The organism is Cupriavidus sp. 10L43_2, from assembly GCF_056395265.1.
The window spans coordinates 205151-217927 of sequence record NZ_JBFTJE010000005.1; the positions used below are offsets into that span (position 1 = coordinate 205151).

Here is a 12777-nt window from a genome sequence, read left to right on the forward strand (position 1 = left end):
AACGGGCGCTTTATTGCGCAGGCATGTCCCGGCTGGTGGGCATGGTGCGATGCGGCTTGAGCGTGCGGTCCGACGTGGCCGATTCCACGCGCGGCGCGGCCTGGAGCGTGGTCACAGCCTGCTCGAGCGTGATGTCGGGCGCGGCCGTGATGGCGGTGACCAGCCACACGCCACCGGACATCGGCCGCTTCACCACGTACCGCACCGGGCCCTCGATCGTCGCCAGCAGCTTGCCGGCATCCTCGGACACTGTCACCTCGGGTGGCGTGAACTTGACGAGGATGTCGCCGATGGCGCGGTCGTCGGTGATGCTGCCGCGCGGCGGGGCGAACGATTTCGACTCCGACGCGCAGCCCGAGACGGCGCCCAGCGATGCCAGCGAAGCAGCGGCGGCCAGCGCCATCGCCAGGACCTTGCGGCGGGGGTGTTGCGGGGACTGACCAGCGGTCATGGGGCGAAGCTCCTGAAATCTGTATCTATATATATAGCGGGATGCGGACGTGGCGACGGTGCGGCTTTAGCCAGCAGCCCGGCGCGGGCGGCGCGAGCCCCCTTCGCGCGGGGTGGTGCTGGCCTGGTTGGCCGCAGGACTCGCGGCCAGTTCCGCAGCGCGTGCCCCTTGCGCCAGCATCTCCTGCGCGTGTTGCGTCGTCGTGGCGGTCACCGTGGCCCCGCCCAGCATGCGCGCGGTCTCGTTGACACGGCCCTCGGTGTCGAGCACGCGGATCCTGGACCGCGTGACGGCGGCCCGGGCCTTCGTGGCGTCGGCCGTCTCCTTGCTGACCAGCAGGTGCGTGCCAGCCTGCGCCGCCACCTGCGGCAGGTGGGTCACGCAGAGCACCTGCCGCGCGCGGCCCAGTTCCTGCAGGCGCCGGCCCACCACCTCGGCCACGGCGCCGCCGATGCCGGTATCCACCTCGTCGAAGATCAGCGTGGGCGTGGGCGCGGCTTCGCTCGTGATGACGGAGATGGCGAGGCTGATCCGCGCCAGTTCGCCGCCGGACGCCACCTTGGCCAGCGGGCGGGCCGTCACGCCGGCATGGCCGGCGACGAGGAATTCCACCTGCTCCAGCCCGTGGCTCTGGCCTTCGGCCTCGTCGAGCGGGTTCAGCGCCACCACGAAGGTGCCGCCGGCCATCGACAAGCCCTGCATGGCGTCCGTGACCGCGCCGGACAACGCCTTGGCAGCGGTCTTGCGTGCGGCGGACAGGTGCCGCGCCAGCGTCAGGTAGGCGGCGCGCGCGGCGGCCTCGCGGGCCAGCACCTTGTTGAGGTCCTGCGCGGACTGCAGGTCGTCGAGCTGCTGGCGGCGGGCCAGTAGCTCGTCCGGCAGTTGCTCCGGCGGCAGGCGATACTTGCGCGCCGCCGTGTGCAGCGCCTGCATGCGCGCTTCCACGGCCTGCAGGCGTTCCGGATCGAGTTCGAGCCGGTCGACGTAGCGCGTCAGCGAATGCGCGGCTTCCTCGACCTGCACCTGCGCCGGTTCCAGCGCGGCGAGCACGTCGCGTAGCGCGGGATCGACATCGGCCAGTTGCTGGATGCGGTGCACCACGCTGTTGAGCACGGACAGCACGGCGCCATCGGCCTCGGACAACGCGTCCAGCGCGGCGCGGCTGCCGTCGATCAGGCCGGCCGCGTGCGAGAGGCGGTTGTATTCGCCCTGGATCTCTTCCCACTCGCCCGCCTGCGGCGCCAGCTTGTCGAGTTCGCCAACCTGCCATTCCAGGCGCTCGCGTTCGAGCTGCATTTCGCGCGATTGCGACTCCACGGCTTCGCGCTGGCGCACGCAGGCGCGCCAGGCCCGCCACGCCTCCGCCACCGCGCCGGCCTGTTCGGTCAGGCCTGCGTGGGCGTCGAACAGGTGGCGCTGGGCGTCCGGGCGGAGCAGTAGCTGATGGGCGTGCTGGCCGTGGATGTCGACAAGCTGGTCGCCCACCTCGCGCAACTGGGTCAGCGTGGCCGCCGTGCCGTTGATGAACGCCTTGCTGCGCCCGCCCGCATCGACGGTGCGGCGCAGCAGCACGGTGCCTTCGCCGTCCAGGCCGGTTTCGTCGCCGGACAGTTCGCGCTCGGCCAGCCAGGCGTCCAGCGCCGCGTGCGTGCCGAAGGTGGCGCTGATGCTTGCGCGGGTGCTGCCTTCGCGCACCACGCCGGCGTCGGCGCGTTCGCCGAGCACCAGGGCCAGTGCATCGATCAGGATGGACTTGCCGGCGCCGGTCTCGCCGGTGAAGACGGTGAAGCCGGTGGTGAAGTCGAGGTCGAGCGTATCGACGATGACGAAATCGCGGATGGACAGGCTGCGGAGCATCGTGGCCTTGGGGGGAGTGGGGGCCGGCTCAGAGCCGGTTGTCCTCGGTCGGGTATTCGTGCCAGTGCAGCTTCTTGCGCAGCGTGGCGTAGTAGTTGTAGCCCACCGGATGCAACAGGGTCACGGTCTTGCTGGAGCGGCGCACGACGATCCGGTCGCCCTGCAGCAGCGAGGTCAGAGACTGCATGTCGAAATTGGCGCTCGCGTCGCGCGCGGTGGCCACCTCGATCGTCACTTCGGCGTCGTGCGGCAGCACGATCGGGCGATTGGACAGCGCGTGCGGAGCAATTGGCACCAGTACCAGCCCAGACAGCGTAGGATGCAGGATCGGTCCGCCGGCGGCCAGCGCGTAGGCGGTGGAACCGGTGGGCGTGGAGACGATCAGGCCGTCCGAACGCTGGTTGTACATGAAATAGCCGTCCACCGAGACGGCCAGCTCGACCATGCCGGAAATGCCCGAGCGGTTGACCACCACGTCGTTGAACGCCAGCGCGGAGAAGATCACGCCGTCGTCACGGATCACGCGGGATTCCAGCAGCATGCGGGTCTCGGCCTCGTAGCGGCCGGCCAGCATCTCGGGCAGGGCGCGCGTCACGTCTTCGAGCGGGATGTCGGTCATGAAGCCCAGCCGGCCATGGTTCACGCCGATCAGCGGCACATTCAGCCCGGCCAGCTGGCGGGCCAGGCCCAGCAGCGTGCCGTCGCCGCCGAGCACCACGGCCACGTCGGCCTCGCGCCCGATCTCGTCGGCCGAGAAGACGGGGTAGCCGGAGAGGCCGGTCGCCTGCGCGGTTTCGCGCTCGAACACCACGTCCTGGCCGTTGCGCGAGATGACGGCGGCCAGTTCCTCGAGCGGGCCCTCGATGCCGGCGGTCGCGTACCGGCCGACCAGGGCAACGGTCTGGAACGCGGCGCGGGGCGCGGCGGCGGGGGCGATGGCTGGGTTCTGGGGGGCAGACATGCCGGGATTAGACCATACCGCCGTGACCATTGTCAGTAGGCGGGCACGCACCGGTGCGAAGCCCGCCCGAACCGGGGAAAGTTGTTTAAAATCGGGGCACTATGGACGAACGTTCGAAAACGCTTCTCAAGACCCTGATCGAGCGCTACATCGCCGAAGGCCAGCCCGTGGGCTCGCGCACCCTGTCCAAGTACTCGGGTCTCGATCTCTCGCCGGCGACCATCCGCAATGTGATGTCCGACCTCGAGGAAATGGGGTTCATCGCCAGCCCGCATACGTCGGCCGGCCGGATTCCCACGCCGCGCGGATACCGGCTGTTTGTCGATTCGATGCTCACGGCGCGCCCGCTGGAGGGCGGCACGATCGAAATGACCGCCGAACTGGCCGCGCTGACCGGCCAGATCCAGGGCCAGCTGGGCGGACAGCAGCTGGGGCCGCAGCGGATGATCACGGCCGCCGCGCATACGCTGTCGAACCTCTCCCGCTTTGCCGGCGTGATCATGACGCCGCGCCGGGGCCAGTCGTTCCGCCAGGTGGAGTTCATGCGCCTGTCGGAGAAGCGCATCCTGCTGATCATCGTCAGCCCCGAGGGCGACGTCCAGAACCGCATCATCCAGACCGAACTGCCGTACACCCCCGCCCAGCTGATCGAGGCGGCCAATTTCTTCAATTCCCACTACGCCGGCATGAGTTTCGATGCCGTGCGCAGCCATCTGCGCGTGGAATTGCAGGACATCCGCCGCGATATGTCAGCGCTGATGCAGGCCGCCGTGGAGGCGGGCAGCAGCGCCATGGCCGAGGATGACGACCAGGTGTTCATCTCCGGCGAGCGCAAGCTGCTCGAGGTGGAAGACCTGTCGTCCAGCATGGACAAGCTGCGCCGGCTGTTCGATGTCTTCGAACACAAGACCAACCTGCTGCAGCTGCTCGATGTCTCGAGCCACGCGCAGGGCGTGCAGATCTTCATCGGCGGCGAAAGCCAGCTCGTGCCGCTCGAAGACATGGCCGTCATTACCGCGCCCTATGGTGTCGATGGGCAGATCGTCGGCACGCTCGGCGTGATCGGCCCGACGCGGATGGCCTATGAACGGGTCATCCCGATCGTCGACATCACCGCGCGGCTGCTCTCGAGCGCGCTCTCCCAGAACTGATGGCAGCTTGCGGGCACGCCACGTGACAGCGCGTGCGTGGCGCCCGCCATTTCCGGAAACCCTATGACGTTCTCGGCAGAACCGGCTTACCAGCATGGCCAGGCGCCCCGCACGGCCATCCTGCTTATCAACCTGGGCACGCCGGATTCGCCCACGCCCAAGGCGGTGGGGCAGTATTTGAAGGCGTTCCTGTCCGACCCCCGTGTGGTCGAGATCCCGCGTCTGGCCTGGCTGCCGATCCTGCACGGGCTGATCCTGCCGTTCCGCTCGCGCGCTTCGGCCATGAAGTACGAATCGATCTGGCTGCGCGAGGCGCACATGACCGGCTCGCCGCTGCTGGTGCACACCGAGCGTCAGGCCCACGCGCTCCAGCAGCACATGCACCGGCTCGGCCACGACGTGACCGTGGCCTGCGCCATGCGCTACGGCAATCCGTCGATTGCTTCGGTTATGGAGGCCCTGCGCCGGCAGGGTACGGAACAAGTGCTGTTATTGCCACTTTATCCGCAGTATTCCGGGACGACCACGGCCACCGCGTTCGACGAGGTCTTTCGCGTGCTCGCCGGCTGGCGAAATCAGCCGGAATTGCGACTGATAAAGCACTTTAACGATCATCCGGCCTATATTTCGGCCCTGCAGCAGCAGGTGAGGGGTTATTGGGCGCAGCACGGCATGCCGGACTTTGCCCGCGGCGACAAGCTGATCCTGTCCTTCCACGGCCTGCCGCGCCGATTGTTGGATCTGGGGGACCCCTACCATTGCGAATGCCTGAAGACCGGGCGGATGCTGGGCGAGGCGCTCGGCCTGCAAGCGGGCCAGTATCAAGTGACGTTTCAGTCGCGTTTTGGCAAGGCGGAATGGCTCCAGCCCTATACCGCGCCGACGCTGACCGAACTCGGCAAGGTCGGCACGCATCGCGTGGACGTGTTCTGCCCCGGCTTCCCGGCCGATTGCATCGAGACGCTCGAGGAAATCGCCATGGAAGGGCAGTCCGAATTCCGCGTGGCGGGCGGCCAGGAATTCCATTTCATTCCCTGCCTGAATGATGCGGACTACTGGATTGCCGGGCTGGCCGAGATCGCGCTGCAGCATCTGCAAGGTTGGCCATTGCGCCAGCCGCATCCGCACGAGTTGGAAGCGCGGCGCTCGCGGGCGCAGACCCGCGGTGCCGCGGCGTAAGGAATCAAGGAGTTAGACGATGGATGTGGACTTCGAGGCGGGTGCCCGGCAACGCATCGACAAATGGCTGTGGTGCGCCCGGTTCTTCAAGACGCGCTCGCTGGCGGCCGAGGCCGTGGAGCGGGGCCGGGTGGAGGTCAACGGCCAGCCGGTCAAGAATTCACGCGAAGTGAAGCCCGGCGACGCCGTGATGATCGACGCGCACCAGCAGCGTTGGGAGATCGAGGTGAAGGGCGTGGCCGCCTCGCGCGGGTCGGCGCCCGTGGCGCAGACGCTGTATGCAGAAACGCCGGCAAGCCAGGCCCGGCGTCAGGAAGAGGCGGAACGGCGGCGCATGCAGCCTGAGCCGACGGCGCAGCTACAGGGCCGCCCGACCAAGCGCGACCGGCGCCGGATCGACGATTTCAGAAATTAGGGATTCAGCGGTTGTACGGGAAGTACGGAACGATGTAGTGCTTGAACACCGCCTTGCCGCTGCCATACTCGGTTTCACGCGGCGTGAACGCGCCGGAGGCGCAGATGAAGAGTGTCATCACCGACAGCGCGGCGAGTAGGCACACGGTAACAACAGGCAGCTTGTGCATGGCGAACCTTCCGAAGGATGCACCAAAATGATTCACAGCGTGCTCCCGTTATTTTTGTCATTTTTCATTGATAGATCTTAGTCATTGCGTTGCAGCAAAGCAATGAACACCAGATTGCATCAATCACGGCTTTGTAACCGCGTATTTCGGCGTCTCGCCCCCTTCACACTTGAAAAAACGGGGAGTGGCGCCAACTGCGGCTAGACTTGCCGGTTTGGCATCCCGACCCACCCGACGGCCTGCGCCAGGCGGGCCGAGTTTTAGATTTGATACGGATCGACATGGAAGAACAGAACCAGACCCAGACGCCATCCTCAGCTTCGAGCGCGCCGCAGGCGGCGGACGATGCCCTGCGCGCCCAGCAGCCTGGCACGGACGCCCCGGCCGGCGATGACGTGGCCCGCCTCACGCAACAGGTGGCCGACCTGGAGGCCAAGGCCAAGGAAAACTACGAGCTGTTCCTGCGCGCCACGGCAGAGGGCGAGAACATCCGCCGCCGGTCGCAGGACGAGGTCAGCAAGGCACACAAGTTCGCGATCGAGAACTTCGCCGACAACCTCGTGCCCGTGATGGACAGCCTGCAGGCTGCGCTGGCCGACAACACCGGCGACCTCAAGAAGCTGCGCGAAGGCGTGGAGCTGACCGCCCGCCAGCTGGCCGCCGCCTTCGAGCGCGGCAAGATCGTCGAGTTGAACCCGGTGGGCGAGAAGTTCGACCCGCATCGTCATCAGGCGATTTCGATGGTGCCGTCCGAGCAGGAGCCCAACACCGTGGTGAACGTGCTCCAGCGCGGCTACATGATTGCCGAGCGCGTGCTGCGCCCGGCACTGGTGACGGTCTCGGCGCCGCGCTAAATCCCGCGCAAGCCGGAAACCCCCAAGCCTGACCCGACGCCCGGTGCCTGAACGCCCGGGCGTTGTTGTTTCCAGGAACCCTGCGATGTCAGACGACGCTCAATCCCCCCATCCCGATCATCTCGATCACCGCGCCTTCGACGCCTTCGCCATGCAGGCTGTCGACGGGAGCACCATCGACGCGGCCATCGCCGCCGCCGGCGAAGACCTGGTCTGCGTGTTCTTCTGGGGCGTGGACTGCTTCAACTGCGAGATGGCCAAGAAGGCGATGCTCGCCAACCCGGACCCGATTCGGGCGCTGAACCTGCGCTGGCTGCACGCCAACGTCTACGAACACCCCGAGCTGGGCAAGCGTTTCGGCCTGCACGGCATTCCGGTGTTCATGTTCTTCCAGCGGGGCAAGAAGCTGGGCCGCGCCACGGGCTGGCACGGCCACGGGCAGTTTGCGTCCGCCGTGGCTAACGCGCGGCTCAAGGCCGAGGGCAAGCCGCTGGCCGGTTGATCAGCGCGACAGCGCGTAGCCGATACGGAACTGCCACGGCGTCTTCTGGTTGTAGTCGAGCAGGCTCTCGCCGTAGCCGTAGAAGTAGCCGGCCATCAGGTATCCCGCCGTGCCCGGCAGCAGCCGCGCGAGCGGGTAGGTGAGCTGCGCGTCGACGCTGCCATAGCCTTTGCGCGTGCCCTTGCGCAGCGTGGCGGCGAACTCCCACGAATCGGGCCGGCCATAGGCCACCAGCAGGTCCATGTAGCCGCGATAGTGGGCGATGTCCTCGTTGTCGCTCTTGCCGACGTAGGCGTACACCTTGGGCGCCACGCGCCAGTGCCAGTCGGTCTGGTCGCCGAAATACATGGTCGGCTTCAGGAACAGCGTGTTGACGCTGCGCGACTGGTCGCCATCGCGCCCGTTCGACTCGTGCTCGAAACCGGTGGCCAGCGAGAGTCGGCTGATCAAGCTGTTCTTCACGCCCGTATCGGACAGGTAGTAATAGAGGCTGGGCCGGTAGTTGGTGTCGCGGAACGGGCGCGATTCGTCGTGCAGGTCCCATAGCGAGAACTGCGTGTAGGCGAAGTACAGGTTGTCCAGCACGCTCTTCGAGGTCGGGTTCTCGCCCTCGAACAGGCGGTACTTGAAGCTGATCTGGAACTTGGCGTTGGCGCCGTCGTGGCCGCCGAACATCAGGTACATCGGCTCGTTGAACGAGAGGCGCTGCGCGTCGCGCAGGTCGGCCGGCGAGGGCCCCGGCGTGCCGCCGTTGGCGGCGGTGACGATCGGCGTGACGGGTACGGTTGCCCCATCCGGCTGCGGCGTGCCTTGGGCGGAAGCCAGATCCTTGTGCTCCGTCGCGGCGGTGCCCGGGGCCGTGGCCGCTACGGCGGGTGCAGCGGGGACTTCGCCCGGCAGCGGCGCGCGGTTCAGCGAGACGACGACCGGCGCGGCGTCGATGCCGGCCACGTCGAGCCGCACCTGGCCACGCATGCCGGCCGGCCAGTCGGCGGTATAGGTGATGGTGCGGATGTCGCCGTGGCGCAGGTTCAGCACGGACGGGCCGCCGCCGGTGCGCTTCATCTCGATCCGCACGGGCGCGGCGAGATCGCCGGTGGCGCTCACCTGGAGCGTATCGGGCACCGCGTAGCGCCGCGTCGACTGGTCGGCGCTGACCAGCAGCGTGAGCGTGAAGGGGCGCGTGCCGTCGATCACGCGCGGCGGTTGCAGCAGCGAGACGGCGGCGTGCGCGGAAATCGGGCCCAACAGGGCGAACGAAAGGAGAGCCGCGCTGCCGAAGCCGGCGCGGCGAGGCACGGAGAGAGACATGGATCGTGCGCGTCGCGTCGGCGCAGGGGCCGGGGACACGTCAGAGTTTGGAATGCCCGACAGCCTAACACGTGGCTCGCGGGCATCTTGTGACGAATTGTTGGTGTGAAAAGTGCGGGGTAAGCCGGTCAGCCGGCAGCGCGGCGGCGGATATTGTCGACGTAGGCCTGCCCATCTGGCGGCATACCGGTGCGCTGTGCATTCCAGAGCATTTCGCCGAGGCATTCCATGATCTGGTGCTGGGCCTCGTGCTGGGAATCGAGTCGCCGCGAAAGTGCCTCATACGCCGCGCGAATGCCGGGCGGCTGATCGATCGACACCTGTTCGGAAATCGACAGGTGCATCGCCAGATGCAGGAACGGATTGGTCTGGCCGCCTTCGGGCGTGTAGTCGCGCGTGAGCGCGCCTTCGGTATCGGTCAGCAGCGGGTGGTATTCGGGATGCTCGTCGATCCAGTCGACGGCAATCACTTCGAGCGGGGTGAGGACATTGCCCGCCACCCGTTTCTGCCACGCGTCGCAGAAGAACCGGCGGACTTCTTCTCTTGAAGGATTGAACATGATGGGCGGTATTGTAAACGAGCCCTCCGAACGCTGCCGGCCGCCCGCCGCGCACAAGTAGAATGCGGGCTTCCTGGTGTCTCCTTCCCGCTTCTTCGCACCGCCCATGACCGCTTCCGCCACCCTCGGCCAGGCCCGCCACACGCTCGCCGGCGTGCTGATGATTGCGCTGTCCGCCAGCGCCTTTGGGGCCATGGCGATCTTCGCGCGCTACGCCTATGCCGCCGGCGCTGATGTCTATGGCCTGCTGGCGGTGCGCTTCGTGCTCGCCGCCGTGGCAATGGCCGTGGTCATGCGCACGCGCGGCATCCGTCTGCCGCCGTGGCGGCGCGTGCTGGCGCTGGCGGCGATGGGCGGCATCGGCTACGTCAGCCAGTCCTACTGCTTCTTCACGGCGCTGAACTACGCGCAGGCCAGCCTCGTGGCGCTGCTGCTCTATCTCTACCCGCTGTTCGTGACGATCCTCGCGGCGATCTTTCTCAAGGAAAAGCTGACCAACGCGGCGGTGATTGCGCTGGTGCTGTGCTCGGTCGGCGCCGGCCTGACAGTGGGCGGCGGCGAGGGCAGCCCGCTCGGCATCGCGCTGGGCGTGGCGGCGGCGGTGATCTACTCGATCTATATCGTGGTGGGCGCGCGCGTGACGGCCGGCGTCAACGCCATCGCCACCACCACGGTCATCTGCACCGCAGCAGCGGTGGTCTATGTGACGGTCGGCATCCTGCGCACTGGCGCCGGCGTGCCGCCGCAGTTTCCGGGCGACGCCGGCGGCTGGCTCGCCTTGATCGCCATCGCGCTGGTCTCCACGGTGCTGGCCATCCTGACCTTCTTCGCGGGCTTGCAGCGGCTGGGCGCTTCCAAGGCGTCGATGCTGTCCACGCTGGAGCCGGTGGTGACGGTGCTGCTGGCGGCGATGTTGCTGGGCGAGCACATTGGCGCCACGCAGGCCATCGGCGGTGGGTTGATCCTGGCCGGGGTGCTGTGGCTCACGCGTCGCGCCAGCGGCACCGCCCAGCCAGACACCGCCGTCGACGAAAGGATTTGAGGGACATCGTGAAAGCCGTTGTTCGGCTTTCCGCGCATCGATCGGTACAATCGCGCTTTCTTTCATCCAGAAACCGGGAAGACGCGCAATGAAATCGATCGATCAGGCAGCAGTCGCACAATTGTTCACCGAAGCCCGCACGCACAACGTGTGGCAGGACAAGCACGTGGACGACGCCCTGCTGCAGCAGATCTATGAAGCGATGAAGTTCGGCCCGACCGCCGCCAACAGCAGCCCGGCCCGCATCGTGTTCGTGAAGTCGGCCGCCGAGAAGGCCCGGCTGCTGGAATGCGTGTCTGCCGGTAACGTCGAGAAGACCCGCTCGGCGCCTGTCACCGCGATCATCGCCTTCGACAACCACTTCCACGACCAACTGCCGAAGCTGTTCCCGCATGCCGACGCCCGCGCGTGGTACGCCGGCAACACCGAAAAGATCGCGCGCGATGCGCTGATGAACAGCTCGCTGCAAGGCGGCTACTTCATCCTGGCCGCCCGCGCGCTGGGCCTGGACTGCGGCCCGATGGGTGGTTTCGATGCCGCCAAGGTCAACGCGGCGTTCTTCCCTGACGGCAAGTGGTCGGTGAACTTCCTCGTGAACCTGGGCTACGGCGACGCTGCCCAGCTGCATCCGCGCGGCCCGCGCCTGTCGTTCGACGAAGCCTGCCGGATCGTCTGATCCCCGCCGGCGCCGGGGCTTACGCCTTCGGCGCCGGGGTTTTCTCGCGGAACTCGCACAGCGGCTCGATGGCGCAATGCCAGCATTCGGGCTTGCGTGCCTTGCAGACGTAGCGCCCATGCAGGATCAGCCAGTGGTGCGCGTCGTGCAGGAACTCCTTCGGCACCACCTTGAGCAGCTTCTGCTCGACGATATCCACATTCTTGCCCGGCGCCAGCCCCGTGCGGTTGGAGACGCGGAAGATGTGCGTATCCACGGCGATGGTCGGCTGGCCAAACGCGGTGTTGAGCACCACGTTGGCTGTCTTGCGGCCCACCCCTGGCAGGGCCTCCAGCGCCTCGCGGTCCGGCGGCACGCGTCCGCCATGCCGCTCCACCAGAATCCGGCAGGTCTCCATCACATGCTTGGCCTTGGTCTTGTAGAGGCCAATGGTCTTGATGTAATCGATCAGCCCCGCCTCGCCGAGCGCCAGCATCTGCTGGGGCGAGTGGGCCACCGGGAACAGCAGGCGCGTGGCCTTGTTCACGCCAACGTCGGTGGCCTGCGCGGAGAGCAGCACGGCAATCAGCAGCTCGAAGGGCGAGCTGTATTCGAGTTCCGTGGTCGGGGTCGGGTTGACGTCTCGCAGCGTTTCGAAGATCGCGCGGGTCTTGGCGGCGTTCATGCGTCGGGAGTCTTCTTGTTGTTGTCGGGGGTTGCCTGCGTCAGGCCGGCCTTGGCGCGGCGGGCTTCGGCGGCATCGATCTGGGCCTGCACGGCCGGCGACACATTCTCGGTGTTGCGCGGCGCGGCGGCCGCCTGTTTCTGGCGCGCGCGCTCGATCGCGGCCTGGATGATCGCCTTCTTGCGGTCCTGGGCGGCGCGCTCGGCATCGGAGATGACGGGTTCCGCCTGGAGCGCCTCCAGCTTGGCCGCGGCCTTGGCGGCCAGGCGCGCGTCGTTCTCCTCGCGCTCGCGCACCAGCCGGGCGCGGCGCGCCAGGTAGCGCGTGTGGGCGGCGTCGGCCTGCGCGGGCGACCACGCAGCCCAGCCCGTCTTGTCGCCCGTCACCGGAATCATGTCGATGCAGTCCACCGGGCACGGTGCCACGCAGAGATCACAGCCGGTGCACCAGTCGGGCAGCACGGTGTGCATCTGCTTGGCCGCGCCGGCGATGGCATCGACCGGGCATGCCTGTATACAAAGCGTGCAGCCGATGCAGCGCGATTCGTCGATGCGCGCCACGGCCCGCGACTGCTCCACGCCATGCTCCGGGTCCAGCGCACGCGGCGCCACACCGAGCAGGGCGGACAGCCGCACGATGCCCTCGGCGCCGCCCGGCGGGCAGCGGTTGGGTGTGGCCTCGCCCCGGGCCATGGCCTCGGCGTACGGGCGGCAGCCATCGAACCCGCATTTGGTGCATTGGGTTTGCGGCAGCAGGGCTTCTAGGCGGTCCGCCAGCGTGGCGGCGGCGTTGAGGGTGATGGTCACGACTGCGAGGAACGATGTGAGGGACGACTAACGCTTCTGCACGCCTCTGCGGGCGTGTGCGCGGCAAGGATTATCCCCGATTTCCCGAAACGGCAGAACCGGCGATGATTGGCGCGCCACGCCGTCGCCTCACCCGTTTGGGCGATATGTGGCGGATCTTTGGACGAGGCACGAGCAAT

15 protein-coding genes are annotated in these 12777 nt (G+C 67.3%); 7 read left to right on the forward strand and 8 right to left on the reverse strand.

All coding sequences use genetic code 11. The features are described from left to right. Positions 1-10: 10 nt before the first annotated feature. The 3 genes from AC1DEL_RS09605 to AC1DEL_RS09615 all read right to left on the reverse strand — a co-directional run bounded on the left by AC1DEL_RS09605 (position 11) and on the right by AC1DEL_RS09615 (position 3269). Positions 11-451 (reverse strand): hypothetical protein, encoded by a 441-nt coding sequence (locus tag AC1DEL_RS09605; RefSeq protein WP_477105048.1) that lies wholly within the window; start codon positions 449-451, stop codon positions 11-13. A 66-nt stretch (positions 452-517) separates the two neighbouring features. After that, positions 518-2308, reverse strand: coding sequence for a DNA repair protein RecN (recN, locus tag AC1DEL_RS09610; protein WP_092292531.1), 1791 nt, complete (start codon positions 2306-2308; stop codon positions 518-520). A gap of 28 nt (positions 2309-2336) precedes the next feature. Next, complete coding sequence (locus AC1DEL_RS09615) at positions 2337-3269, reverse strand: NAD kinase (RefSeq protein WP_092292533.1); 933 nt, start codon at positions 3267-3269, stop codon at positions 2337-2339. 101 nt (positions 3270-3370) lie between these two features. On the opposite strand from AC1DEL_RS09615, the gene hrcA reads away from it, so the two are divergent. The 3 genes from hrcA to AC1DEL_RS09630 all read left to right on the forward strand — a co-directional run bounded on the left by hrcA (position 3371) and on the right by AC1DEL_RS09630 (position 6014). Next, positions 3371-4420, forward strand: coding sequence for a heat-inducible transcriptional repressor HrcA (gene hrcA / locus AC1DEL_RS09620; protein WP_092292535.1), 1050 nt, complete (start codon positions 3371-3373; stop codon positions 4418-4420). Between the two features lie 63 nt (positions 4421-4483). Next, positions 4484-5599 carry a ferrochelatase gene (hemH, locus tag AC1DEL_RS09625; RefSeq protein ID WP_477105091.1) on the forward strand — a complete coding sequence of 372 codons (1116 nt, stop codon included), beginning with the start codon at positions 4484-4486 and terminating at the stop codon, positions 5597-5599. Positions 5600-5618: 19 nt separating this feature from the next. Further along, positions 5619-6014, forward strand: a complete 396-nt coding sequence (locus tag AC1DEL_RS09630; protein ID WP_092292539.1) for an RNA-binding S4 domain-containing protein — start codon at positions 5619-5621, stop codon at positions 6012-6014. Between the two features lie 4 nt (positions 6015-6018). Here AC1DEL_RS09630 and AC1DEL_RS09635 read toward each other — a convergent pair whose 3' ends face one another. Then, positions 6019-6183 carry a hypothetical protein gene (locus AC1DEL_RS09635; RefSeq protein WP_177219874.1) on the reverse strand — a complete coding sequence of 55 codons (165 nt, stop codon included), beginning with the start codon at positions 6181-6183 and terminating at the stop codon, positions 6019-6021. Between the two features lie 281 nt (positions 6184-6464). On the opposite strand from AC1DEL_RS09635, the gene grpE reads away from it, so the two are divergent. Continuing rightward, entirely contained in the window at positions 6465-7037 is a 573-nt protein-coding gene (gene grpE, locus AC1DEL_RS09640) for a nucleotide exchange factor GrpE (protein WP_477125575.1), read from the forward strand. A gap of 85 nt (positions 7038-7122) precedes the next feature. Then, positions 7123-7539 carry a thioredoxin family protein gene (locus AC1DEL_RS09645; RefSeq protein ID WP_441592037.1) on the forward strand — a complete coding sequence of 139 codons (417 nt, stop codon included), beginning with the start codon at positions 7123-7125 and terminating at the stop codon, positions 7537-7539. Here the strand turns inward: AC1DEL_RS09645 and AC1DEL_RS09650 are convergent, their stop codons facing one another. Continuing rightward, entirely contained in the window at positions 7540-8850 is a 1311-nt protein-coding gene (locus tag AC1DEL_RS09650; RefSeq protein ID WP_477125574.1) for a phospholipase A, read from the reverse strand. A gap of 128 nt (positions 8851-8978) precedes the next feature. After that, the gene (locus tag AC1DEL_RS09655; RefSeq protein WP_092292547.1) at positions 8979-9410 is read right to left on the reverse strand and encodes a DUF1841 family protein; all 432 of its coding nucleotides are present in this window, start codon (positions 9408-9410) and stop codon (positions 8979-8981) included. Between the two features lie 106 nt (positions 9411-9516). Between AC1DEL_RS09655 and AC1DEL_RS09660 the strand changes: the two genes are divergently transcribed. Both AC1DEL_RS09660 and AC1DEL_RS09665 read left to right on the forward strand, forming a co-directional pair. Further along, positions 9517-10452, forward strand: a complete 936-nt coding sequence (locus AC1DEL_RS09660) for a DMT family transporter (protein WP_092292549.1) — start codon at positions 9517-9519, stop codon at positions 10450-10452. An 88-nt stretch (positions 10453-10540) separates the two neighbouring features. After that, complete coding sequence (locus AC1DEL_RS09665) at positions 10541-11128, forward strand: malonic semialdehyde reductase (RefSeq protein ID WP_092292551.1); 588 nt, start codon at positions 10541-10543, stop codon at positions 11126-11128. Between the two features lie 19 nt (positions 11129-11147). Here the strand turns inward: AC1DEL_RS09665 and nth are convergent, their stop codons facing one another. Both nth and rsxB read right to left on the reverse strand, forming a co-directional pair. Continuing rightward, positions 11148-11792 carry an endonuclease III gene (gene nth, locus AC1DEL_RS09670; protein WP_441592040.1) on the reverse strand — a complete coding sequence of 215 codons (645 nt, stop codon included), beginning with the start codon at positions 11790-11792 and terminating at the stop codon, positions 11148-11150. Beyond that, positions 11789-12598, reverse strand: coding sequence for an electron transport complex subunit RsxB (gene rsxB / locus AC1DEL_RS09675; protein ID WP_092292555.1), 810 nt, complete (start codon positions 12596-12598; stop codon positions 11789-11791). The genes nth and rsxB overlap by 4 nt, the downstream gene beginning before the upstream one ends. Positions 12599-12777: the final 179 nt, after the last annotated feature.